This window comes from Paraglaciecola arctica (assembly GCF_018861065.1).
Lineage (GTDB): Bacteria > Pseudomonadota > Gammaproteobacteria > Enterobacterales > Alteromonadaceae > Paraglaciecola > Paraglaciecola arctica_B.
Genome location: NZ_JAHKQO010000036.1, coordinates 65,099 through 87,764 on the forward strand (window position 1 = coordinate 65,099; position 22,666 = coordinate 87,764).

The 22,666-nt window shown below is 40.8% G+C and carries 18 protein-coding genes; 10 read left to right on the forward strand and 8 right to left on the reverse strand.

Annotated features, from left to right (window positions below; genetic code table 11):
• Positions 1-79: 79 nt before the first annotated feature.
• Together KO534_RS13590 and KO534_RS13595 are read right to left on the reverse strand one after the other, a co-directional pair.
• Positions 80-601 (reverse strand): PEP-CTERM sorting domain-containing protein, encoded by a 522-nt coding sequence (locus KO534_RS13590; protein ID WP_215930213.1) that lies wholly within the window; start codon positions 599-601, stop codon positions 80-82.
• Positions 602-669: 68 nt separating this feature from the next.
• Entirely contained in the window at positions 670-5,154 is a 4,485-nt protein-coding gene (locus tag KO534_RS13595; RefSeq protein ID WP_215930214.1) for an ExeM/NucH family extracellular endonuclease, read from the reverse strand.
• A gap of 425 nt (positions 5,155-5,579) precedes the next feature.
• On the opposite strand from KO534_RS13595, the gene KO534_RS13600 reads away from it, so the two are divergent.
• Both KO534_RS13600 and KO534_RS13605 read left to right on the forward strand, forming a co-directional pair.
• Positions 5,580-6,437, forward strand: a complete 858-nt coding sequence (locus tag KO534_RS13600) for an SPFH domain-containing protein (RefSeq protein ID WP_252732150.1) — start codon at positions 5,580-5,582, stop codon at positions 6,435-6,437.
• A 17-nt stretch (positions 6,438-6,454) separates the two neighbouring features.
• Positions 6,455-6,658, forward strand: coding sequence for a hypothetical protein (locus KO534_RS13605; protein WP_215931168.1), 204 nt, complete (start codon positions 6,455-6,457; stop codon positions 6,656-6,658).
• 65 nt (positions 6,659-6,723) lie between these two features.
• Here KO534_RS13605 and KO534_RS13610 read toward each other — a convergent pair whose 3' ends face one another.
• The 6 genes from KO534_RS13610 to KO534_RS13635 form a co-directional block, all read right to left on the reverse strand.
• Positions 6,724-7,467, reverse strand: coding sequence for a choice-of-anchor H family protein (locus KO534_RS13610; RefSeq protein WP_215930215.1), 744 nt, complete (start codon positions 7,465-7,467; stop codon positions 6,724-6,726).
• 253 nt (positions 7,468-7,720) lie between these two features.
• Complete coding sequence (locus KO534_RS13615) at positions 7,721-8,971, reverse strand: serine hydrolase domain-containing protein (RefSeq protein ID WP_215930216.1); 1,251 nt, start codon at positions 8,969-8,971, stop codon at positions 7,721-7,723.
• Positions 8,972-9,046: 75 nt separating this feature from the next.
• A complete protein-coding gene (locus tag KO534_RS13620; RefSeq protein ID WP_215930217.1) occupies positions 9,047-9,706 on the reverse strand; it encodes a helix-turn-helix domain-containing protein in 660 nt (219 codons plus the stop codon).
• A 411-nt stretch (positions 9,707-10,117) separates the two neighbouring features.
• Positions 10,118-10,954, reverse strand: a complete 837-nt coding sequence (djlA, locus tag KO534_RS13625) for a co-chaperone DjlA (protein ID WP_215930218.1) — start codon at positions 10,952-10,954, stop codon at positions 10,118-10,120.
• Positions 10,955-10,963: 9 nt separating this feature from the next.
• On the reverse strand, positions 10,964-11,647 hold the full coding sequence (gene murU, locus KO534_RS13630) for an N-acetylmuramate alpha-1-phosphate uridylyltransferase MurU (RefSeq protein ID WP_252732152.1): 684 nt from the start codon (positions 11,645-11,647) through the stop codon (positions 10,964-10,966).
• A complete protein-coding gene (locus KO534_RS13635; RefSeq protein ID WP_215930219.1) occupies positions 11,637-12,662 on the reverse strand; it encodes an aminoglycoside phosphotransferase family protein in 1,026 nt (341 codons plus the stop codon). Before KO534_RS13635 ends, murU begins: the two co-directional genes overlap by 11 nt.
• Positions 12,663-12,829: 167 nt before the next feature.
• Between KO534_RS13635 and KO534_RS13640 the strand changes: the two genes are divergently transcribed.
• The 8 genes from KO534_RS13640 to KO534_RS13675 all read left to right on the forward strand — a co-directional run bounded on the left by KO534_RS13640 (position 12,830) and on the right by KO534_RS13675 (position 22,629).
• A complete protein-coding gene (locus tag KO534_RS13640; protein WP_252732153.1) occupies positions 12,830-15,019 on the forward strand; it encodes an LPS-assembly protein LptD in 2,190 nt (729 codons plus the stop codon).
• Between the two features lie 93 nt (positions 15,020-15,112).
• On the forward strand, positions 15,113-16,405 hold the full coding sequence (gene surA, locus KO534_RS13645) for a peptidylprolyl isomerase SurA (protein ID WP_215930220.1): 1,293 nt from the start codon (positions 15,113-15,115) through the stop codon (positions 16,403-16,405).
• Entirely contained in the window at positions 16,406-17,389 is a 984-nt protein-coding gene (gene pdxA, locus KO534_RS13650) for a 4-hydroxythreonine-4-phosphate dehydrogenase PdxA (protein ID WP_215930221.1), read from the forward strand.
• A complete protein-coding gene (gene rsmA, locus KO534_RS13655; protein ID WP_215930222.1) occupies positions 17,386-18,186 on the forward strand; it encodes a 16S rRNA (adenine(1518)-N(6)/adenine(1519)-N(6))-dimethyltransferase RsmA in 801 nt (266 codons plus the stop codon). Before pdxA ends, rsmA begins: the two co-directional genes overlap by 4 nt.
• 32 nt (positions 18,187-18,218) lie before the next feature.
• Positions 18,219-18,593 (forward strand): Co2+/Mg2+ efflux protein ApaG, encoded by a 375-nt coding sequence (apaG, locus tag KO534_RS13660; RefSeq protein WP_215930223.1) that lies wholly within the window; start codon positions 18,219-18,221, stop codon positions 18,591-18,593.
• A gap of 6 nt (positions 18,594-18,599) precedes the next feature.
• Positions 18,600-19,412 carry a symmetrical bis(5'-nucleosyl)-tetraphosphatase gene (locus KO534_RS13665; protein WP_215930224.1) on the forward strand — a complete coding sequence of 271 codons (813 nt, stop codon included), beginning with the start codon at positions 18,600-18,602 and terminating at the stop codon, positions 19,410-19,412.
• A 177-nt stretch (positions 19,413-19,589) separates the two neighbouring features.
• On the forward strand, positions 19,590-21,614 hold the full coding sequence (locus tag KO534_RS13670) for a methyl-accepting chemotaxis protein (protein ID WP_215930225.1): 2,025 nt from the start codon (positions 19,590-19,592) through the stop codon (positions 21,612-21,614).
• Positions 21,615-21,906: 292 nt separating this feature from the next.
• Complete coding sequence (locus KO534_RS13675; RefSeq protein ID WP_354667940.1) at positions 21,907-22,629, forward strand: glycerol kinase; 723 nt, start codon at positions 21,907-21,909, stop codon at positions 22,627-22,629.
• The last annotated feature ends 37 nt before the right edge of the window (positions 22,630-22,666 follow it).

Genomic DNA, 22,666 nt, shown 5'->3' on the forward strand with positions numbered 1-22,666 from the left:
TCTAGCTTCTAGCTTCTAGAAAAATTAAAAAGGCGGTTGATAGTGATATCAACCGCCTTTTTAATGTTTAAAGCTTAAATTATGCCTTGCGGCGTAAATTAATCAGACCAACTAAAGCTATTGCGAACAAACCTAAAGTGGCAGGAGCAGACACTTCGCTAACAGTGATGTTAAGTGCTGTGCTCTCAAAATCAACAAAATCACCTAAACTAAAACTACCACCATCTAAATCAAGCACTAAGTCACCAGCTGAACTCGCAGTGAACGTTAAAGTAGCTAATAAAATATCGACACCTGATACAGGTACTGGGAAGCTATTTGCAAAACCAGCAATATCAAAAAATGTACTAAAGGGCACATCAAATGCACTGCCCAGAACGCTACTATCTAAACCTAAAAGTGATTCGTCAAAGCCAAAACCAATGTCAAAGGCTAGGAATGCGTCAGTAAAGGCATCTTCAGTTGTCGCTAAAACATCAACCGTAAAAGTGTCACCCACAGAAATATCCGTAGTCGATGGGTCGAAGGTCACAACAATATTAGCATGTGCTGCAGACGCAGTTAGCATGAGTGCAACAAAGGTTGTTTTAATTATATTCATTAATTTCATTTCTTTATCTCATATAGTGGGCCTACTCAAAACCTTGAGTAGGCATGGGTTAATTTAAATTATTGTGCTAAATAGACTTGATACCAAAGTTGGAAATCAGTCATATCGATAATGCCATTACTGTTCATGTCGGCCGCAGCGTTATATGCCGCATCACCTTCAGAACTGCCGTAGGCACCAATAAAGGCGTAATAGTCATTCATATCAAGGTTACCGTCTCCGTTTACATCTCCGGCTACAACTTCGACTTCACTCTCTAGCAGAATACTAATCACAACAGGGTCATGGTCAGACATACGGTATGCATCATCAGAGAAGTAACTGTCTAGATGACTGTCTTTCTTATACTCAACGTTGTAATCCAATACTATTGGCTCATCTGCATTGATGTGCCATTCGACGGCATCAATCACTTTAGGTAGCAGGGTATCGCTAGCCAGTGCGTGGTCCAAGTAACCTAGTAGCCCGTCAAAAGAGTAAGAATAGGCTTCGTCTCCAACGAATGCATTCGCGAGATCAGTATAACCAGCATCCAAAATAGCGGTAATCGGGTCTTCTTTAGCGTAAGCATTAAGATCACCAATAATTAGCGCTGGTGTATCACCAAATTGCTCAGTAATAAAAGCAGTAAGGGCCTGTGCCGCGCGAGTACGAGTAAGGTTACAGTTACCTTGGCCTGTTGTGGTATCGTCATCACCGGCTCCACAGCTTGAACCTTTAGATTTTAAATGGTTAACGCTCACCACCAACTCTTCACCGTTTTCTACCAATGCAAATTTCTGCACTAGTGAAGGACGGTTTTTAGTATCTAGGAACAACACACCATCATTATCAGAGATAGAATTGGAGCTATCCAAAATCGTCGGGGCGGCACTTTGAACAACAACGCTAGGTTTGTAAATTAGCGCCACAGTAATTGCATCAGTACCAATGGTGCCACCAGTTTCAACAATCGCATAAGTAGCTTCACCCATGATGGCGTTAACGTTGTTGACCAACTCAACGATGGCGCTATCTTCTGTAAAACCATCGTTTTCTATTTCCATTAAACCAACAATATCTGCGTCCATAGCAACTATGGCCGCAACCGTTTTCGCTAGTTGACGCTCATATTCAAAGCTACTATCCGCACCGCGACATTCTGCATCACCAGCTGGTCCGCAGATATCCACGTCTAAGTCCAAAGTATTGAAGAAATTCAGTACGTTAAGACTCGCCACTGTTAAGTTACCTAAATTTAGATCGGGTTCTGCCGTTCTTGGGTTAGTTGCCACAAAGGTTGGATCTTGAGTCGGTATAACACGGTACTCACTATAAGAATAATCTAAAATACCTGTTAGAGACGCAACAGTATCGCCTAAACGCAAAGTGTTATTAGCAGACAATCCACCCGTTGGGTACACAACTAATTCAGGGTTTTGTTCGCTACTACCGTCATCTAGTAAGATACGATCTAGTGCGTTTGCCACTTCTAGTTCAGTCGCTTCAATAGAACCAGGGGCAAATACATTAGTAGGATTAAATAACCGTTGTGATGATAATGTCACTTCGCCAAATCGTCCTAAGTAATAACTGTCTGTTACAACTAAAGCCTGTGACGCAGACACTAACATCCCTTCTAATGATTCAGCTTGCGAAGAATCCGCAAAAGGTAAAGTCAAAGTAAAGGCTGTGGCTCCTGCAGTATCAGTACTAATGATTTCAGGGGCTACGGTCGCGGTTAACTGGGTGCGAGCAAATGACTCTGAAACCTCACCTTTAACACTTACAAGGGCGCCTACAACTGGCAATTCGCCAGAATAGGAGACAAATATACCTTCGGATGTTGAAGGGTCTGCATCCATATCGGCATCTTCTTCTTGAACAAAGAAACCACCTATATCTGTAAACGACGCGCTCACAATTCCTTCAACAAGAACGGTTTCACCAGTTAAAGGTGAAGTATCTCCGGCTCCTTGAACTTGATGAATGAAAGTAACCTCTTCGCAACATTCGCCAGGTATGTCACCGCCTGCGTCGCTGCCATTACCAATAAATGAGCTCAAAGGAAAAGGCGTTGTTGATGAATCGTGAGTAGCTTGACCATCCAACACGTTAATGCCGCTGAAGGTCCAATTTTCTAAAACAAAAGTTGAACCATCAGGGCCAGTATTAGACTTACGATACGCCCAACCATCTAGATATTCCCAAGCTTCACCGCTACCGTCTGTGTTGATATCACCAAATACATCAACTACGACACCATCTCTAAACAGCTCGATAGCGTCATCACCGTTTATGCCCGCTGCACCAGAGGTATCAGTAGGTGCAAAACCAAAAAACACTTCAAAGTTTGGTGTTTCAGAGGCGATATATATATAGTCGCCTTTTTTAGCTGAACCAGAAAAAGTGTATTCTTGACCATCAGAACCCCCACCATTGTTGGCAGAACCAAAGCCAAACACACTCAAATCCTCGATATCTGTCGCAGCATAAAACTCGATTGCTTTAGGCAGACCTCCAGGTAACGATGCGTCTACCACGCCGCTGATAATAAGCTTTTCGTCAACAAAGAAAGTGCCTAAAGGAAAAGCAGGGTCCGCAGAAGCGTTATCGCTGACTCCATCCAATGTATTAATGCCACTGAAAGTCCAGTTATCCAAAACGAAAGTAGTACCGTCTGGGCCTGTATTAGCAATTCGATATGCCCAACCATCGAGATAGTCCCATGCTTCACCGCTGCCATCGACATTAATATCGCCAAAAGTGTCGACTACTTCATCTGCACAGAAAAGTTCAATTGCATCATCACCATTAATACCTGCCGCCCCAGAAGTGTAATCGGGATCAAAACCAAAGAAAGCGTTAAAACCTGGTATCTCAGATGCCACGTAGATAAAATCACCAGCACTAGCCGAAACCGCATCAAATGTAAATTCTTGACCGTCTGACCCGCCGCCATTGTTTGCAGAACCAATACCACATTGGCTCAAATCATCAATGTCATTTACAACATATAATTCAATAGCTTTTGGTATACCGCCGCTTAATGGACCATCAATTACACCGCTAATAATTATATCAGTGCTGAGGTTTTCTGGTGTTGGTTCTGGATCCGGCTCTGGTTCAGCACCTGAATCTGAACAAGCTGCCGTTTGATATAAGATATCAACCCATTCTGGATGGTCTATAAAGGGGTTACGGTTACCTTGATATTCGTAGATCGTGTTGTTTCGCAGCTGTTCTGCTGCATTGACAGGATCAGCATTATGCCATTCAATTAATCGACATAAACGACCAAGTTCAGTGGTTCCCGTTGACGTTAGGCTATCGACCAATTGCAAATCAGGCGTTGCATCACTGCCACTGCCTTCATAACGCGTATCCATATAGAACATCATTCGAGCCACATCACCTTTGACTTCGTCACGAGGTTCAAATGAATCTGAATCAATCTTATTGTTGGACGACTCCGTTAATTCATTGTCGCTGTTATCGAAATCCAAGTTACCCCGTGAAGCGTTAACTGAAATATCGGTAGGACGTAAATGATGGATATCGGTATAAGCCTCTGCACTCTCTTGCATATCTGCAAATCCATGACTCTGTGGCCAGCTATGTTCGCGGTTCCAATTATCTTGGTCAGAACTTTGTGAACCACTACCGTTAAGGTTTTTAGCAATAGATGTGCCCTTGTACCACAGAATAACGTTGTCGCTATTTGCAGGGTCTTCATCAGTATGGGTTAAAGCCGTCCATACTTCCGAGTAAGATAAATCTCTATGATCGCTACTAATGATACTATTGATCGCATTTTTAATAATCTCCGCGGAAGAACCAGCATCCACTTCAACAATAGCATTGGCATAATAAGTAGCATCATCAAAAGTGCTAGCGTCGGCAATCTTTGCTAATTCCGGGCAATTAAAACATGGCTCTGTGGGCTCTTCTCCGCCGCCACTGCCGCCATCATCTCCACCTGCAATTTCTTCGGCATAAGTTTTTAGAGGAAAAGGGCTTGTCACAGTGTCATTGGTCGTCCCGCCTTCAAGACCATTAACACCACTGAAACTCCAATTTGCTATGGAAAATATACTTCCATCAGGGCCGGTATCAGCATTTCTATATGCCCATCCGTCTAAAGAATCCCAAGCAGTGCCAGTCCCATCGGTATTGATATCACCAAATACGTCAACGACCGCGCCATCACAAAACAACTCGATTGCATCATCACCGTTAATACTGGCAAATCCAGCTGTGTAGTTAGGAGTAAAGCCAAAAAACGCAGTAAACTGTGAACTTTCTGAAGCAATATATATGTAGCTGCCTGCAGTAGCGGTAATTGCAGGAAATGTGAATTCCTCACCGTCAGATCCACCACCATTATTAGCAGAACCAATACCACATACACTTAAGTCTGCAATATCATTTTTAACAAAAAGCTCAACTCCTTTAGGTGTGCCTCCGGAGAGAGGGCCATCGTACACACCGGTGATCACAATATCACTGGCTTGCACTGAAGACGCTGCTACTAGCGCCAGCAGGGCTGGAAATTTTAATTTCATGTTTTCTCCTGAAAATTTATGAGGGTCGGTTAGCCGACTTTTAATAATTATTTTTGGTGCGAGCGATGTTCTATTACTTCTGTGACATCCGTATGACAGTGAGTGGGATCATGCTACATCAACAGGCAAACTTGACCTATTGGTCAGAAGCTAAGCAACTTCTGTACCCAAATACTATTTATAATAGGAATCAATTAATTACAAAATTGCAAAAAAAACTTTTTGCACAATCTGTTAAAAAACCTGACAAATTACCAATACTTTCAAATGGATAAGAAGTTACCCTTAAAATTTACATTCCGCTAATAGGCAACTTTACGAGAAAAACTGAAGTTTAATTAATATCTTAGAGATTAATTTGCTTTTTATTTAGAACATAAGTAATCTCAATATAATATCATAATGATATCAACCGGGAGTTTTTTATGATTACTGAAAAAAAAGGTTTTTCGATTAACGGGTACTTAGCATTTTTTGTGGTTTTACCCTTACTTCAAGTTAGCTTTGGCATAATGGTAGCGAAACAAATATTGTTACCAATGAGTATCTTTTGCTCCATAGTTGTACTTGTTTGTTGGGGAGGCTTCTTTATGGTGCAACCTAACCAAGCTAAGGTCATGACTTTATTTGGCAGTTACGTAGGTACAGAAAAACGCAACGGTCTGCGCTGGACTATCCCATTTTTTATACGTAAGACTGTTTCATTACGAGTCCGCAACTTTGAATCGGCCAAAATAAAAGTAAACGATAACTTAGGTAATCCCATAGAAATCGCCACAATTGTGGTCTGGTCTGTAACAGACTCGGCAGAAGCCATGTTTGAAGTGGACGATTATGAAAGCTACGTCACCATTCAGACCGAATCCGCACTTAGGAATATGGCCAGTAGTTACTGTTACGATCCTCAAGATGATGATAGCGCCGATATAGCCTTGCGAAGCCACCCTAAACATATTTCTGAAATATTGAAGCAAGAAATTCAAGAACGCTTAGGTAAAGCGGGTTTAACAGTTCACGAATCTAAAATCAGTCATTTAGCTTATTCAGCGGAAATTGCTAGCGCCATGCTGCAAAGACAACAAGCAACCGCAATCATTGCCGCTCGAAGCAAAATTGTGGAAGGTGCAGTAGGCATGGTTGAAATGGCATTAGACAGATTAAAAGCACAAAACGTGGTTGAACTTGACGAAGAGCGTAAAGCCATGATGGTAAGCAATTTGTTAGTGGTGTTGTGCGGCGACAAAAACGCCCAACCCATTATTAATAGCGGCAGTCTATATTAAGATTAAGCACAAGGAATATAATGTCTAAAAAAGCGTTTCCTCTGAGAATAAATGCTGACGTGTTGGCCGCCATGCAGCGCTGGGCAGACGATGATCTGCGCAGCGTTAATGCCCAAATAGAATATGTGCTCAGAGACACTCTAGTTAAACACGGCAGGGTGAAATTAGTTCAAAAGGTGACCACTGAAGTGGTCGATACCAACGAACCAGAAGACAATTAGGCTGACTTCATTAAAAGCCAGCCTTTTTCAAAGCAAGTTTTTGATTGAATATTTTCGAGTGATTATTATGCTGTCTTTTTAAGACGTCTCACCCATATCAAGGGTATAAGAAACAATCCCAATAAACTCAAACTTCCACCGTGTTCACGTACCACTACAACTTGAACCGTTTCGAATTCGTTGCTTTCTAGTGGTAGTAGATACAAATCCGCATCATTATAACCATCGTAAACCGCCACTAATTCGTCGCTGTAAGCGTCGTACAACTCAATTAACACTTCATAATCAGCAGAAGCAAAACCGTTTAATAATTCACTTTCAACCACAAAACTATCTGAGTCATTGTCTGAATAGATATTGAAGTTAGAAGTGGCATGATACTCCTTGAACACCTCATCCTTACCTAAATATAACCTGGCGTAAACAGTTGCGGAGTTAAAATCTGTATCAGCATCAAACTCAACGGAAAAATGGTTAAAATACCCATCTCTATCATCATCACTGTAAAATTCGACCCAAGCATCATATATCCAAAATTCTTGATATATTGCCTTAACATCAGGTCTCGCTGTTAATATTCTGGCTTGTGCCTGAGTTTTTTTAGCATTGCTTGAGGCTATTTTTGATTGAGCATCGGGTGTCAATACCGAAGCATTTTTATGCTCACCTTCAGATGATTTTACTATCATCTGACTAGTTTTATCGAACTGCTTTTCAGTAGACTGGGCACTCCAGCTGTCGCTTTGTGCGCCCAAAACTGAACTCGACAATAATAAACTGCTTAAAATTAATAAACTTGAATTTTTCATTTCACTTTCCTTTTCAAACCTGCTGATAGTGTGGATTGAAAAGCATGAACAAAAACTGAAGAGTAACTTAATCACTTGTTTTCAATTTTTGTCATCCAATAAGTGAATGAAGAATCGCTGAGTCTGATAAAAATTAAGACGCCAGCCATAGCCTAGTGCCACCCATTATTACTAAAAACCGACCGTAGGTATTGCATAGTGCGCGGCTAATTTAACAAACTAACAAGCCTAAGCATAAAACATCAATGAATATTCATGGCTCTGACTCAGATGCTTTGATAAATGAGATAGCCATTTCTTTCCATATTTTGGAAAAATTCGTAAAGTTGTCAGTTTTCCCATTAATATTTATTGCTAAGCTTAATTGATAATCAGGTATGAGCAGCAACAGACTTTGTGCACCTCTGGATACACCTCCATGATGCATAAAATTTACGGTTGTATCTTCTACTTGCCACTGATGAACCCGCCATCCAATGGCGTAATTTTGCCGATTAATCTCACCATTCGGTAGGCGTTGAGGGTCCCATATTTTGTCTTTACTTTTTTGGCTAATAAACTGTTCATCAAAATACGCATTACCTAATTTCACCAATTCTGACGACGTTGATACAAAGCCACCACCCGCTAACCGATGAGTTAAGTCCACGTCTCTCCAGACTCTTACCTTTTGACTTTTGCCACCATCATTCCAGTAAAATTTAGACAATGTGCCTTGCCCTTCAAATCGAGACTCTTCACCAGTATGGGTTAATTCTAAAGGGGTAAATACTTGTTGTTGCATAAGCTCCAAAAAAGGTTGACCCGCAGCCTCTTGCATCACTGCGCTAAGCAATACAGTGCCGTAACTGGAATAACTAAATTGAGAACCCGGATCAAATAATAAGTGAGATTCATCAAACATTTCTAGCGCATCGTTTACATCAGAATAATGGTCTTTTAAGGCCATACTTTTAAACAACCCTATTTTGTCTCCAACTTGCTTATAATGAGGCAAGCCAGACATATGGGCACCTAAATGTTTGACCTTTATTTGCTGCCACTGCTTATTGGGTAGTGCTCGGTGGTATTGTGATATTTGCGCTTCTAAGTCAATAAGGCGTTTGTCTAACATCCTTGCTAACCCAGTTACTGTAATAGCTTTTGAAGTACTACCTACTCTAAATTGTGTTGTATTTGATACAGGAACACCGAGTTCAATATCAGCCCAGCCAGCAGCTCCCGCCCACACAAGTTTACCGTTAATACCAACCGCTGCAGAAATACCTGGGGCGTTGATCGCCTTGTGATGCTCATAAAGTCGCTGCAATGATTGTTCTGCTACTTGGGTAAATTTAGGGTTGTAAACTTCTTGACTATAGGGAGAATCATCTGGAATAACAATCTCTCCCCAGGGTACAAATGGGACTTCGCCTTTGTGAGCATAAAATTGATAGATGGGCCAAAGTAACCAGCCCAACAAGAACGCCACACAAACAAACGCAACCAAGATCTTTTTTAACATTATCATCTTTCCATATAGGTAAAGGTGATGACAATATGGTGTTCTGCAGTTTGGATACTAGCCGATTACGAAAAACTATGGCTGATTTTGAAATTTTTTACGATATTCACTCGGAGTAAGCCCTGTTGTCCGCTTGAAAGCACGATTGAATGGCCCTATCGAACCAAATCCCAACTCCAAGGCAATTGTCAAAATGGGACGTTTTGCTTGTTTTAAATCTCGAAGCGCTGCTTTAGCCGCTGGGATTCGATAACTATTCAAAAACTCCGAAAAATTTTGGTATTTCAAATGCTTATTAATCAACAATCTCAAACGATGTTCGGGCATACGGAGGTTCTCTGCTAACACACCAATAGTCAAATTAGATTGAGTATAAAATCGCTGTTCCATCAACATTCTCATCTTTTCAAGGTCTGCTTTAAAAATGACTGGGACCACTTCGCTGTTTCCTGAAATAGGATTGGATTTTGGCAAATTTGCAGTTGAATGTTCGGCACTGCTTTTAGTCTTTGCCATAAGAATTGAAAAGAGAAAAATTAACATAAAAATAGTTGCTGAGTTAATCACACTGAATAAAGGGTTAACCCGAAGCGAATAATCAAGAATTTCTAATGCGGCTAAAAAAGTACTATATGCGCCAAAAAAAACCGCCATTGCGACTCTTACTTTACGACGTTTCTCCAGCAGGTCATCTTGAAAATCGTATAAAGCCATAAAGGTAATATGGCAATACAACACTATACCTAACACATGATTAATTTGGTGGAAGCTACCCCGACCTTGCGTAACCACAAAAAAATACAACAACCATAAAAACAAACAAATAACCAAAAACCTAATGACCCAATGAATGTCTTCAATACGTGTTTTTGGTTTTATCAAAACAAATACATATAACCATAGACAGTATGGTAACAACTCTGTGAGGAATAAAACGAGTCCACGAAAGTACCCATATATCGCATCATCAATTGGCGCAGTCAGTAGCAGATAACCCGACAAACAAATTAATAAAGATCGCGTAATCCAAAAAGGTAAAGGTGCACTTTTCTCAAGCCAAACGAAATTAATGAAGAGCAAACTACCTACGGACGCAAAACGAAAAAATAAATCAATGAGTTCAATAAACGTAAATACCAACACTAATTATCTAAACCCACGTTTTTCCTTAATCAATTCATATGCAGACTGGATATCTTGAGTTTTATTTTTAGCCATCTCAAGCGCTTGCTTAGGTAATCCTTTAGACACTAATTTGTCGGGGTGATGTTCACTCATCAATTTACGGTAGGCTTTTTTGATGCTTTTATCGTCGTCGGATGTTTTCGCACCAAGAATTTTATAAGCGTCATCTAGGGACTGTTGAGCGGAATAACTTTTTGCGCGGCCTGCGCCTCCTCGTTGCCCTGCCCCGCCTTGACGAAAACGCATTTCCGCTTCAAATGCCGACATTAAGTAGAGCAGATCATGCTGACTAAAACCTAAGTATTGCGATACTGTCTCTAAAATAGTTTGCTCAGCTTTATCTAATTTTCCATCAACATAAGCGGCCTGAATTAAGATTTCTAGATACACCTGCATGATGTCACGGCGCCCATGACAGGACTCTTTAAATTCTCGCACTGTTTGTTTCAATGCGAAGTCAGGATCCTTGCCATCTCTAAAGGCTTGTTGCGCCTCTTTACGCATATCACCTTCAAGGTTCATCTGATCCATCAGGGCGCTGGCCATTTTTATTTCAATATCACTCACTTTGCCATCGGCTTTGGCAACATGTCCCATGACTGAAAACAAACAATGGAAAAAAACAGCCTGACTTTTAAAATCTTCCTGACTGGCAAAGAAGCGGTTAAAACCACCACTTTGATTAAAATTTTTGCTATAACCTTTGTCGAACATGTGCCCAACAAAAAAACCTAACACTGCGCCTGGGATACGCCCAAACATAAATCCGAATATGGTACCTAATATCTTGCCTATCATTTGATTCCGCTAACTGTCTGTTTTATTTAATTCATCTAAACGCTGGGGCGTGCCTACATCGGTCCATTGCCCACTAAAATACTGCGCCATTATCGTCTCTTTATCTGCGGCTTCACGCCACATAGGAGCTAAACGATTTACCCCTGAGGTGCAGTCTTCAAAAAAATGTTTTGAATAAACTGCTATTCCACTACAAGTTAGTTTTCGACCATGATTTGGGTGTAACTTGCCGCCAGAAAAACAAAAGTCGCCTTGTGGATTGTGACTAGGATTATCGACCATCACCAAGTGAGCCTCCACTTTGTCCACTAGTTGCGAAGGCAAGGTAGTAAAGTCGAAATCAGTAAAAATGTCGCCATTAACCACTGTAAAAAATTCATTTTCGTCATCAGGACAAAGTAATGGTAAGGCTTGCTTGATTCCACCCGCGGTCTCCAATGCTTGAGTCTCGGCAGAATAGAGTATTTCTAGTCCAAAACGTTCCCCCTTGCCTAAAACAGTTTCTATCTGTTCACCTAACCAAGCATGATTAATAACGACTCTGCGATACCCCGCGCGACTGAGCGCTTCAAGATGATATTCAATTAACGCTTTACCTTTCACTTTCAATAGTGGTTTAGGCACTTTATCAGTGAGAGGGCGCATTCGCTCTCCTCTTCCCGCCGCTAAAATCATCGCCGTTTTACGCTTCATGTTTCTTTAACTTTAAGTTTTGCAACACCTTTGGTAATACTCTTTCTCGAACAAAAACAGAAAACTCCACATAGGCGGGATATTGACCGGCTACGTCAATTAAATAATTCAAGGTGTGGGGAATATCAGCCAAAAAACTGGGCTTGTTATCCCGTAAACACAAACGGGCAAAAATCCCCGCAATTTTAATTTGCCTTTGCATACCTGCGCAATCGAACCACATTTTGAATTCGTCCCACGGATATTGAGCGTAATATTGCTCATGCCAACTTTTTAACCATTGTTGTACTTTTTCTTTTGGCCAATCTTGATAACTGTCTCTTAGTAATGAAACCGCATCGTAAGTAATCGGACCCACTACTGCATCTTGGAAATCAATCACTCCAATTTCATCATTTTCTAACAACATTAAGTTTCGAGAATGGTAATCTCGATGCATACCTACCTTAGGTTGCATTAAACAAGATTCTTTGACTTGTTCAAAAATCCTTGCCAACATTTTTTCTTCAGCAGATGTAAGTGTTAATTGCAGATATTGCTCCAATAACCAATCGTTAAAAAGCCCCAATTCTCTATCTACAAATGCGCCATCATGAAATGGTAATGGCCCTTTTGCCGTGGATAAACAATGCTGGATTACGGGAATATTGGCTAGTGCTTTAGGATAAAGCTCGTCACAGGAGTCCTCTGATAACATTTCACTAAACAGTTTATTGCCGAAATCCTGCTGTAAGTAAAACCCCAACTTAAGATCATAGGCGTATATCTCTGGTACCTTGAGGCCTTGTTCCCGATAACTTTGCCCAACAGCAATATATTGGCTGGTATCTTCGCTCTTAGGTGGCGCATCTACTGCAATAATTGACCTATCACCGTAAAAAAATCGATAATATCGACGAAAACCGGCATCACCAGACACTATGTCTAACGTTTCACACTCAAAGTCTGTGTTATGGTTAATCCAAGTGTGTAATTGCTGTTTTCGAAGTTGCTTGAAAGATAGCGCTGTTTTCAATGGTTTCTCTTATCGTTGCACAAAATTGGCTACGGTTGTCTACTAATGTGAGGGTCAAGAATGGCGAAATATCGCTTTTTTTGCAAGTTTACTGGTAAATCCCATTGAAACCTTTAAAATTACGAGTTTACTCGCTGTTTTAAATACAACTTTAGGTCACTTTGTTCTTGTCTAGTATACAAAACAAACAATTATGGTTTTTCAGTCTGCTCTTGATGTCGATTGGGCTAGCTGACGCTCAAGAAGTCTGTTTTACACCATTACCCGGACCTAACCTCGAAAATTCGTTACTTGATGGGCAAATTCGAGTCAAGTCTGAAGATAGTGAAATCAACCAGGATACCTTTGCGCAATTTAAAGGCAAAGTAGAAATAGACAGCTCTCAAGTAAAAATCAAAGCTGATGAGGCGTTACTCAATCGTCAAACTCAAACATTAAAAGCAACAGGCAATGTGAGTTTTCAAGACAGTAACATAACTGTATCCAGTGAAAATGTGCAGTTAAACAGGATTTCAAATGAGTTACTCATTGAAGATTCCTTGTATCAGCTAAACAACGTACAAGGCCATGGTAAGGCACAAAAAATAGCCCTTGGAAAAGAAAACGGCATTAATCTTATTGAGTCTAGTTTTACCACCTGTCCAGTAGACGATGAAGTATGGAGAATTCAAGCAAGTAATATTGAAATCGCGCCTAATCAATCGAGAGGAATTATCAAACACGCTCGATTTTATATCAAAGATGTGCCTGTATTGTATTTACCGTATTTTTCTTTCCCAATTAACGACGAACGACAATCTGGTATTTTGTATCCCAATATTGCCAGCAATAGTTCTACCGGAATTAGTCTAGAACAGCCAATTTATTGGAATATAGCGCCCAACTATGACCTGACGTTTAGTCCAAGGTTAATGTCAGAGCGCGGCGTACAGTTAAAAACTGAATTTAGATATTTAACTGAAAAACATGCCGGACAGGCAAATATCGAATATTTGTTAGATGATCTGGAACTAAGTGACGACACAGAACGATATTTCTATCGTTTTGTTCACAGTGGTCAAATAGGCAAAAACTGGCGTGTCACTGCTGATATTAATGGTTTAAGCGACGATAACTATATCGTCGATTTAGGCTCTGATTATTACAATCGGGCTGATACTCACTTGTATAAAACTCTGGGAATAAGTTATTTTTCTCAAAGCTTAGATGTGACTGCGCAATTTAGAGACTTCGAAGTGTTGGGAGACCACGCTGACAGCTACCGAGCTTTGCCGGAAATCAGACTCAACTATTTAACTCCCGTAGGATTAGGAGCCGAGTTTCAAATTAACTCCGAGTTAGCCTACTTTGAGAATCGCGACGTTGATTACCCAACTGCAACACGTTTCCATATTGCCCCCACTGTGCGCTACCCCTATAAAAACCAATGGAGTGAGTTCCTGGCTGAGGCAACGGTTATGCATACTCGTTATATCCAAGAAAACATTGAGAACACCGCTCTCGATAAAAATATTTCTCGAACATTAGGACAAGTCAAAGTATTTGGTTCATTGGCGTTCGAAAGGCCCGCAAGTTGGTTTGGAGCTGAGGCAACCCAAACCTTTGAGCCTAAAGTGCAATATTTGTATACCAGCTTCGAAAATCAAAATAATATAGGCCTGTATGATACCACCCGACTATTTAAAGACTCGGCAGGCTTATTTAGAGGACAAGAATTTACAGGGCTTGACCGTATTAGTGACAACAACCAAATTACGGTGGGTTTAACATCAAGGTTTGTTGATAATAATAACCAAGAGCGCTTTAAACTTAGCTTGGGACAAATTTTCTACTTGAGAGATAACCAAGTGGATGATGCATCCAAAGAAGACGATAAATCTGCATTAGCGGCAGAATTAGATTGGCAAATAGGCAGTAAATGGTATGTGCATACCCAAGCGCAGGTCTCAACTATTACTGATAAAGTGGAACGCAGTAGTTTGTCCTTGGAGTATCAACTCGCCGAAAATAAAATAATGCAAATAAACCATCGCTACGTGAGAGACTTATCCTCTGAAGAAATAAACCAAGTGGGCATTACCGCTAGTTGGCCTCTGGCAAAAAATTGGCAATGGGTTGGGCGCTGGTATCATGATATAAAACTCAGCCGTACAGTAGAAAGTTATGCTGGACTGCAATATGAATCATGTTGTTGGACCGTAAGTTTTGTAGCACAGCGTAACTTGAGTAATCGTTTTGACGACAATGGAGCACAAAGTACCAATGAATTTGAATCGGGCTTTAATGTATACTTCACCACTCGAAATTTATTGCGAGAGGGTTTGTTTGGATATAGACGCCCTTACCTATTGAACTAATTAGGGTTTAAACTAACTAATTGTAGCTAACCTTTTGACATACCCAATGCGCGTCATCAAACAACGCCTTTAACTAAAAAAGTAAAGATAACCATGAAATTATTTGTAGTCGCCCTTTTAATTAGCTCTTTCTTATCAATTAGAACAGAAGCCGCACCCGAACTTTTAGACAGCGTATCGGTGATCGTTGATCAAGGTGTTGTGTTAGAGAGTCAAATCGCAGAATTAGTTACCGTGGTAAAACGTAATGCCGCTGAAAATAACCAAACCTTACCGGCAGACCGAGTATTACGTACTCAAGCAATTGAAAAGCTCATTTTAGATAACTTGCAAATGCAGATGGCGGAACGTATGGGTATCCAAATCAGTGACCCGCAGCTTGAGCAAACCATCGCCAATATCGCAAACGGCGAAAAAATGAGTATTGCTCAGTTTCGTGAAAAAATTGCACAAGAAGGTGTGACTTACGACACATACCGAGAAGAGGTACGTAAAGAACTTATTCTAGGCGAAGTGCGCCGTGCAAATGTACGCCGCCGTGTTTACATTACTCAGCAAGAAATCGATAACTTAGTCAAATTGATAGATGAACAGGGTGACCAACAAGCTGAATACAACTTGGGCCACATTCTAATTGAGTTTCCGGTAGAGCCAACTGACGCTGATATAGAACAATCTAAAGTTCGAGCTGACAAAGTTCTGGAACTACTTAACAAAGGCTCCGACTTTTCCAAAATTGCCACAGCTTCTTCAGGTGGAGCCCGCGCTTTAGAAGGTGGTGATTTAGGGTGGATGAATATTAACTCTATGCCTACGTTATTTGCTGAAGCTATACAGGATAAGTCTAAAGATGACCTTATAGGTCCCATTAGAAGTGGCGCAGGTTTTCATATTCTCAAGATCAAGGATCTGCGAGGCATTGAAAAAGTTGAAGTCGAAGAAATTAACGCTCGACATATACTCATTACTCCTTCCATTATATTAAGCGATGAAAAAGCCAAAAAAATGCTTTCAGAATTTCGCGAGCAAGTGTTAGCAGGTGAAGCGGACTTTGCAGAACTTGCGAAAGAACACTCAGCCGATCCCGGCTCTGCATTAAAAGGTGGAGAATTAGGCTGGTCGGAGCCGAGTAAGTATGTAGTTGATTTTCGCAATGCGTTGGAAAATTTAGAGGTTGATGAAATCAGCCAACCAGTTAAAACCCAGTATGGTTGGCATATAATGCAATTGCTCGGCAAACGCGTAGGTGATATCACCGAACAACGTAAACAAGACAAAGCCTATCAGTTACTTTTTCAACGTAAATTTGCTGAAGAATCTGATATTTGGTTACGTGAAATACGTGCCAGTGCCTATATTGAAGTTTTACCGCAACAAGGCGAATAATTGAAACCACTAAAATTAGCTATTACTCCTGGCGAACCAGCAGGAGTTGGACCAGATTTACTATTGGGCATTGCTCAGAAACAATGGCCTGCACAATTGGTAGCTTTTGCTGATGGCGAAATGCTCAGACAACGCGCTCAGGAACTTAACTTAGACATAACGTTAGTACCCTATGATGCGACGGCTGAGCATACTCTACCTGCAGGACAACTTTTTTTAGTTGATATTAAAACCCAAGTCACAGTGCAAAGCGGTGAGTTAAATAGCGAAAACGGCCATTACGTAGTGGAAACGCTACGCCAAGCCTGTAAGAAAAACCTAGACGGTGAATTTGATGCGGTAGTAACTGGCCCTGTTCATAAAGGTATTATTAATGACGCTGGGATTTCTTTTAGTGGCCATACCGAGTTTTTTGCACACGAGTCTAATACTAACGACGTAGTTATGATGTTGGCTACCGAAGGATTACGGGTCGTGTTAGCCACTACTCACATTCCCCTAGCCTACGTATCTAAAGCGATTACCTTTGAACGATTACATAAAGTTCTGCATATAGTTAATACCGATCTATCGTTAAAATTTGGAATTAATAACCCCCATATATTTGTTTGTGGTTTAAATCCCCATGCCGGTGAAAATGGGCACCTAGGTAAAGAGGAAATTTTGGTCATCACGCCGGCTTTAGATGCGTTGCGTGCTGAAGGATTAAACATCACCGGACCTCTTCCGGCCGATACAATCTTCAATCCTAAATACCTAGAAGAAGCTGACGCTGTGTTAGCGATGTATCATGATCAAGGTCTGCCCGTCCTTAAATACAAAGGTTTTGGGGCATCAGTTAACATTACCTTAGGGCTACCCTTTATCCGTACATCTGTCGATCATGGAACGGCCTTAGATTTGGCTGGAACAGGTCAAGCAGATGCAGGCAGTTTTAATTTAGCCATCGAAGAAGCCTTATCAATAGCAGCGCAAACAGAATGAGCAAACAACATTTAGGACACACGGCCAGAAAACGATTTGGTCAAAACTTTTTGCATGATAACTATGTGATAGACCAAATAGTCACGGCAATAGGCCCTCAAAAAGACCAACACATGGTAGAAATTGGGCCTGGCCTAGGCGCACTAACCGAGCCAGTTTGTGAACTAATCGATGCGCTTACCGTTATTGAACTCGATAGAGATTTGGCCGCCAGATTAAAAACCCATCCTTTTATTGCAAACAAGTTGACCATAATTGAAGCGGATGCATTGAAATTCGATTTTTCTCAATTAATAACAGATGACAAACCGTTGCGAATTTTCGGAAACCTTCCTTATAATATTTCCACGCCTTTGATGTTTCACCTGTTCTCTTTTGCCAATAAAGTGCAAGACATGCACTTTATGCTTCAAAAGGAGGTAGTTAATCGTTTAGCTGCCATTCCAGGTAATAAAAATTACGGTCGTCTCTCAGTTATGGCGCAATACCATTGCCAGGTAGTCCCGGTAATCCAGGTTCCTCCCGGAGCGTTTAATCCTCCACCTAAAGTAGACTCGGCAGTGGTTAGACTGATACCCCATCAAAACAAACCCGTCTCTTTGCAAAATGAAGAGACCTTACATAAAGTTTGCGCCCAAGCCTTTAACCAAAGGCGCAAAACGATTCGCAATAGCTTAAAAGAGAGTCTTAGCGAGCAACAACTTATGGACCTGGATATTAATCCAGAATTACGTGCTGAAAATTTATCGCTTGAGCAGTATGCAAAAATTGCGAATGCGGTAGACTCTTTAGCATAGCTACGCAAAGTGTATGGCAGTGCCACAAAAAAATGAAACAAGTGAATGAAATTGATATTACTGTTGAAACTCAGTATCTAGAAAATCAAATACCCGACAAAGATAAATATGTTTTTGCATACAAAATCACGATTTGTAACAATGGCTTACAGCCGGTTCAACTTATCAACCGTTATTGGCTTATAACCGATGGCAATGGCGAAAAAACCGAAGTGCAAGGTGAAGGAGTGATCGGAAAACAACCTCACATTGCAATAGGTAATTCGTTCCAATATACCAGTGGCGCAGTATTGGATACTCCAGTTGGCACAATGCAAGGTTACTATGAAATGCAACGAGAAGATGGTGATCGTTTCCAAGCTGCGGTCAATGTGTTTAGCTTAGCAGTCCCTAACGCAGTCAACTAAATTATTATGGCCACTTATATTGTTGGCGATATTCAAGGTTGTTATGAAGGCCTGAATGGACTGCTAAAACAAGTCGAATTTTCTCCAGTAAACGACCGTTTGATTGCAGTAGGGGATTTGGTGGGTCGTGGGTCACATCCACTTGAAACTTTAAATTACCTTTATTCACTTGAAGACAGCTTTGATACAGTTTTAGGCAACCATGATTTACATTTATTGGCGATTTATGCCGGAATTCGTAAAGCTAAGCCCAATGATAACTTAGATACATTGCTTGCCAGTCCAAAATTAAAAAGCCATATTGATTGGTTAAGACGTAAACCATTAGCGTTGTTGGCAGACTCAACCACTTTGGTTAGCCATGCAGGACTCTACCCTAAATGGTCTGTAAAAAAGGCACTTAGCCTTAGCAATGAAGTGAGTGAGCAGTTACAAAGTAAAAATTGGAAAACCTTTTTAGCCGACATGTACGGTAATCAACCGTCGGTGTGGCAAAAATCGTTACAAGGAGCGGAACGCTTTCGATTTATAGTTAACGCTATGACACGAATGCGCTTTATAAAAAATGACGACGAGCTGGATTTAAATTGCAAAATGTCGCCAGAGTCTTCCCCTGCCGAGTTTACCCCTTGGTTTAACGTCACCAATAAAAAGCTGAAAGTTGGCCAAAAAGTAGTCTTTGGACATTGGGCAGCCTTAAATGGTAATACTCGCCGAAAAGAGTTTTTGGGTTTGGATACAGGTTACGTGTGGGGCCAAAACATGACTATGTTAAAGCTATCAAGTGAAGAATTATTTTCGGTACAATATCAAGATTAACTCAATTCAGTCGATACTTGATATTAGACGAAAGTCTATGAAAGAGAGTACTAACACTATAAATTATTACTCAGTCGGGTATAGTCGTATCTGAATAAGAATAGATTGCATCAAGCAACCATTTTACAAACACATAAAGCCAGTATGGACACTGCCAACTTGATTTAGGGCAATTCAATGAAAATAACAGTAGCTACTCGAGTCGTCGGCGGATTTACGATAATTACACTCCTATTGGTTGTATTGGGAGTCGTAGCGGTATCCAGTTTATCAAGCATAGATAGTGCCACTGAAGAGGTTAATACCTTAGCCTTGCCAACAGTAAGTGGTAGTAGCCAATTAAAAGTATCATTTCTAAATATGGGCCGTCTCGCTACTGAAGCCTATAATGAAACAACTCTAAACACTTTGGCAGCCAAAAAAACCGCCTTTGAAGATAGCCAAGCCAATTTCGACAATGAATTGCGGATCCTTACCAGTGTGGTAAGCGAAGAAAAAGATTTACGAGAATCTTTAATCGAAACAGAAAATATCTATCGTTTATACATTGAAAATATAAACGCTATTTTTGACAACAAAAAAGCCGATTTAGAACACGGCAATAACGTATTAGACGTACTAGGCAATATTGAAGATAACGCCGATGATGGTTCAACTTTAATTGTGGACTTCGCGGATTTGGACGAGGTGCAGAATAATCGTCAATTAAGTAATGCGGCAGAAATTGCCAATGGCCTTGAGTCTAGCCTTACCTCGCTTCTAACCGTAGGTGCAGAGTACGTTAAAACTCAAACCTTGGTCAGAGCCGACACGATCGGAAATGAAGTTAATTTAGTTGTTGACCAAATTAAGGACAAGGCTAGTCAAATTCAAACAACGGCTGGGGATAGAGACAACAGTGGCACCTTAAGTGAATTATATGAATTAATTGAAGAAGTCACGGATTCGATTTCATCACCGAACGGGCTAATTCAATCTCAAATCAAACGCTTAAATAGTCGTCAGCGTGCCATAACTGCTTATACCGCATCAGAAGAAAATATTAGCAGCGCCATTCAAAAGCTAGATGACCTGTTGAAATTAGCCGACTCTAAAGCCAAATTTGCTAAAGAAGACGTAGCTAATTCTGTTACTACAGGTAAAACGGTTACAATCGTAATTGGCTTAATCTCTGTACTAATAGCGGCTGGGATTGCCTATAGAACGGTACTCGCCATTATTAAACCGCTACATAAAGTAAATGAAATGCTGCATGTTGTCTCTACGGGGGATTTAACTCGTAAACTAGATGATTCCGCTCAAGACGAATTTGGTGAATTAGCCAAGAACTGCAATAATTTAATCGATAGTTTGAAAACTCTGATATCAGGGATCAGTTCACGAGCAGCTCAATTGGCAGCGGCAGCAGAGCAAACATCCACAGTTACTGCACAAACCACTCAATCAATCCAAAATCAAAAGTCACAGGTCGCTCAAGTTGCAGCTGCAACAACCGAGATGCACAGCACTTCACAACTAGTGACTAAAAGTGCCGAAGATACACTTAACCAAATTAAACATGCTGATACTGAAGCAGAAAAAGTCAAGGCGATATCTGACGAAAACAAAAATACCATCCTAATCTTAGCCAAAGATGTAGACGAAGCCGCTATGGTCATTAACAAGCTACATCAAGACAGTGCTAGCATTGGTGGCATATTAGAAGTCATACGAGGTGTTGCTGATCAGACTAACCTACTAGCACTAAACGCAGCAATTGAAGCAGCTCGAGCCGGAGAACATGGTCGAGGTTTCGCGGTAGTAGCCGATGAAGTCAGGACATTGGCAAGTCGCACACAACAGTCAACTCAAGAAATCAACTCAATGATTGAAGTGCTGCAAGCAGGGGCAGAAAAAGCCGTAGCCGTAATGAATCAAGGTAAAGAACAAACTACTGTCTGCGTTACCCAGGCTGAAAACGCAACGATTGCACTTGAATTGATTACTGATGCTGTGCATAAAGCCCATGACGTGAGCAGCCAAATTGAACAATCAGCACGTGAACAGAACATTGTGTCGCAAGAAATAAGCGAAAAACTTGAGAACATAGTGAATATTGCTGAAGAAACAACGGTGGGCGCAAACCAAACGTCTGAATCAAGTCACGAAGTTGCTAAACTGGCTGAAGAGTTACAAAACTCAGTTCAACAGTTTAGGGTATAATTTATCTGCCCATACTTTGAGCAAACTGCGCTCAAGAGTGTATATATAGAAAACCGGCTTCCGCCGGTTTTTTTTCGCCTCTTTTTAGTAAATTCATATACACTATTTTTCCTACTATTTTGGGGGCTTAATCATCAAATATTTTTCTACTACGGCCACAGCTAAGCGCCTTGGATTAGAAGCCAAAGTACTTTTCGCTAAGTTAAAAGAAGTCAATTACATTGAGCGAAACGCAGACAAATGGACATTAACAGCAAAAGGGAAGTTGGCTGGAGGACGAATTAAATCCACAGTGAGATTGGGAAATTACATTGAATGGCCTAATGATTTCAATGTAAGTCAATTGCCTTGTCACCAAAGTCCTGACATCCCGATTAAGCTCGTTAGCTCTACCACGATAAGTCACGACTTTGCTATCTCTGCCATCAAACTAAATTATCTCTTTTCTGAGCTAGGATGGGTTAGTAAAAGTTTGAAAGGCTGGGTGGTGACTGAGCAAGGACTTAAACAAGGAGCGGTCCAAAGTGAGGATAGCCGCACTGGTGTGCCCTACGTAAAATGGCCAGAAACAATCACTCAATCCGAGGCATTACTCAGTTCAATAAAAGATATTACGGGCTCGTCCAGCCTGTATACCCCAAAAGACAACACCTCAAATGTAGCCAATAAGAATATTGAACCTAAATACAGAGCCACCGACGGGCACTTTGTGGATACCAAATCGGAGGTGATAATTGATAATTGGTTATACATGGCTGAAATAGTCCACGCCTACAAGCGCCAATTACCCATCGAAGAAAACGTTTATTGCGATTTTTATATCCCCACCGCCAAGTTGTATATCGAATATTGGAATGACAGCAACGACCCCAAGTATTTGGCCCATAAAACAAAGAAGTTAGCCGTTTACCAAAAATATGAACTTAAATTAATTCAATTAAATCAATCGGATATACAAAACTTGGATGAGGTATTACCAAGGTTATTACTAAAATTTGGAGTGCAGGCTTATTGAGTGTCTACAAGTTAGTTGGTTAGTTAGTTAGTTAGTT

Coding starts and splice junctions, on each gene's coding strand:
- KO534_RS13610 (WP_215930215.1), bottom strand. CDS start 7,467: ATGAAAAATTCAAGTTTATTAATTTTAAGCAGTTTATTATTGTCGAGT.
- djlA (WP_215930218.1), bottom strand. CDS start 10,954: ATGATAGGCAAGATATTAGGTACCATATTCGGATTTATGTTTGGGCGT.
- KO534_RS13600 (WP_252732150.1), top strand. CDS start 5,580: ATGATTACTGAAAAAAAAGGTTTTTCGATTAACGGGTACTTAGCATTT.
- rsmA (WP_215930222.1), top strand. CDS start 17,386: ATGAGCAAACAACATTTAGGACACACGGCCAGAAAACGATTTGGTCAA.
- KO534_RS13670 (WP_215930225.1), top strand. CDS start 19,590: ATGAAAATAACAGTAGCTACTCGAGTCGTCGGCGGATTTACGATAATT.
- apaG (WP_215930223.1), top strand. CDS start 18,219: ATGAAACAAGTGAATGAAATTGATATTACTGTTGAAACTCAGTATCTA.
- surA (WP_215930220.1), top strand. CDS start 15,113: ATGAAATTATTTGTAGTCGCCCTTTTAATTAGCTCTTTCTTATCAATT.
- murU (WP_252732152.1), bottom strand. CDS start 11,647: ATGAAGCGTAAAACGGCGATGATTTTAGCGGCGGGAAGAGGAGAGCGA.
- KO534_RS13665 (WP_215930224.1), top strand. CDS start 18,600: ATGGCCACTTATATTGTTGGCGATATTCAAGGTTGTTATGAAGGCCTG.
- KO534_RS13590 (WP_215930213.1), bottom strand. CDS start 601: ATGAATATAATTAAAACAACCTTTGTTGCACTCATGCTAACTGCGTCT.
- KO534_RS13595 (WP_215930214.1), bottom strand. CDS start 5,154: ATGAAATTAAAATTTCCAGCCCTGCTGGCGCTAGTAGCAGCGTCTTCA.
- KO534_RS13615 (WP_215930216.1), bottom strand. CDS start 8,971: ATGTTAAAAAAGATCTTGGTTGCGTTTGTTTGTGTGGCGTTCTTGTTG.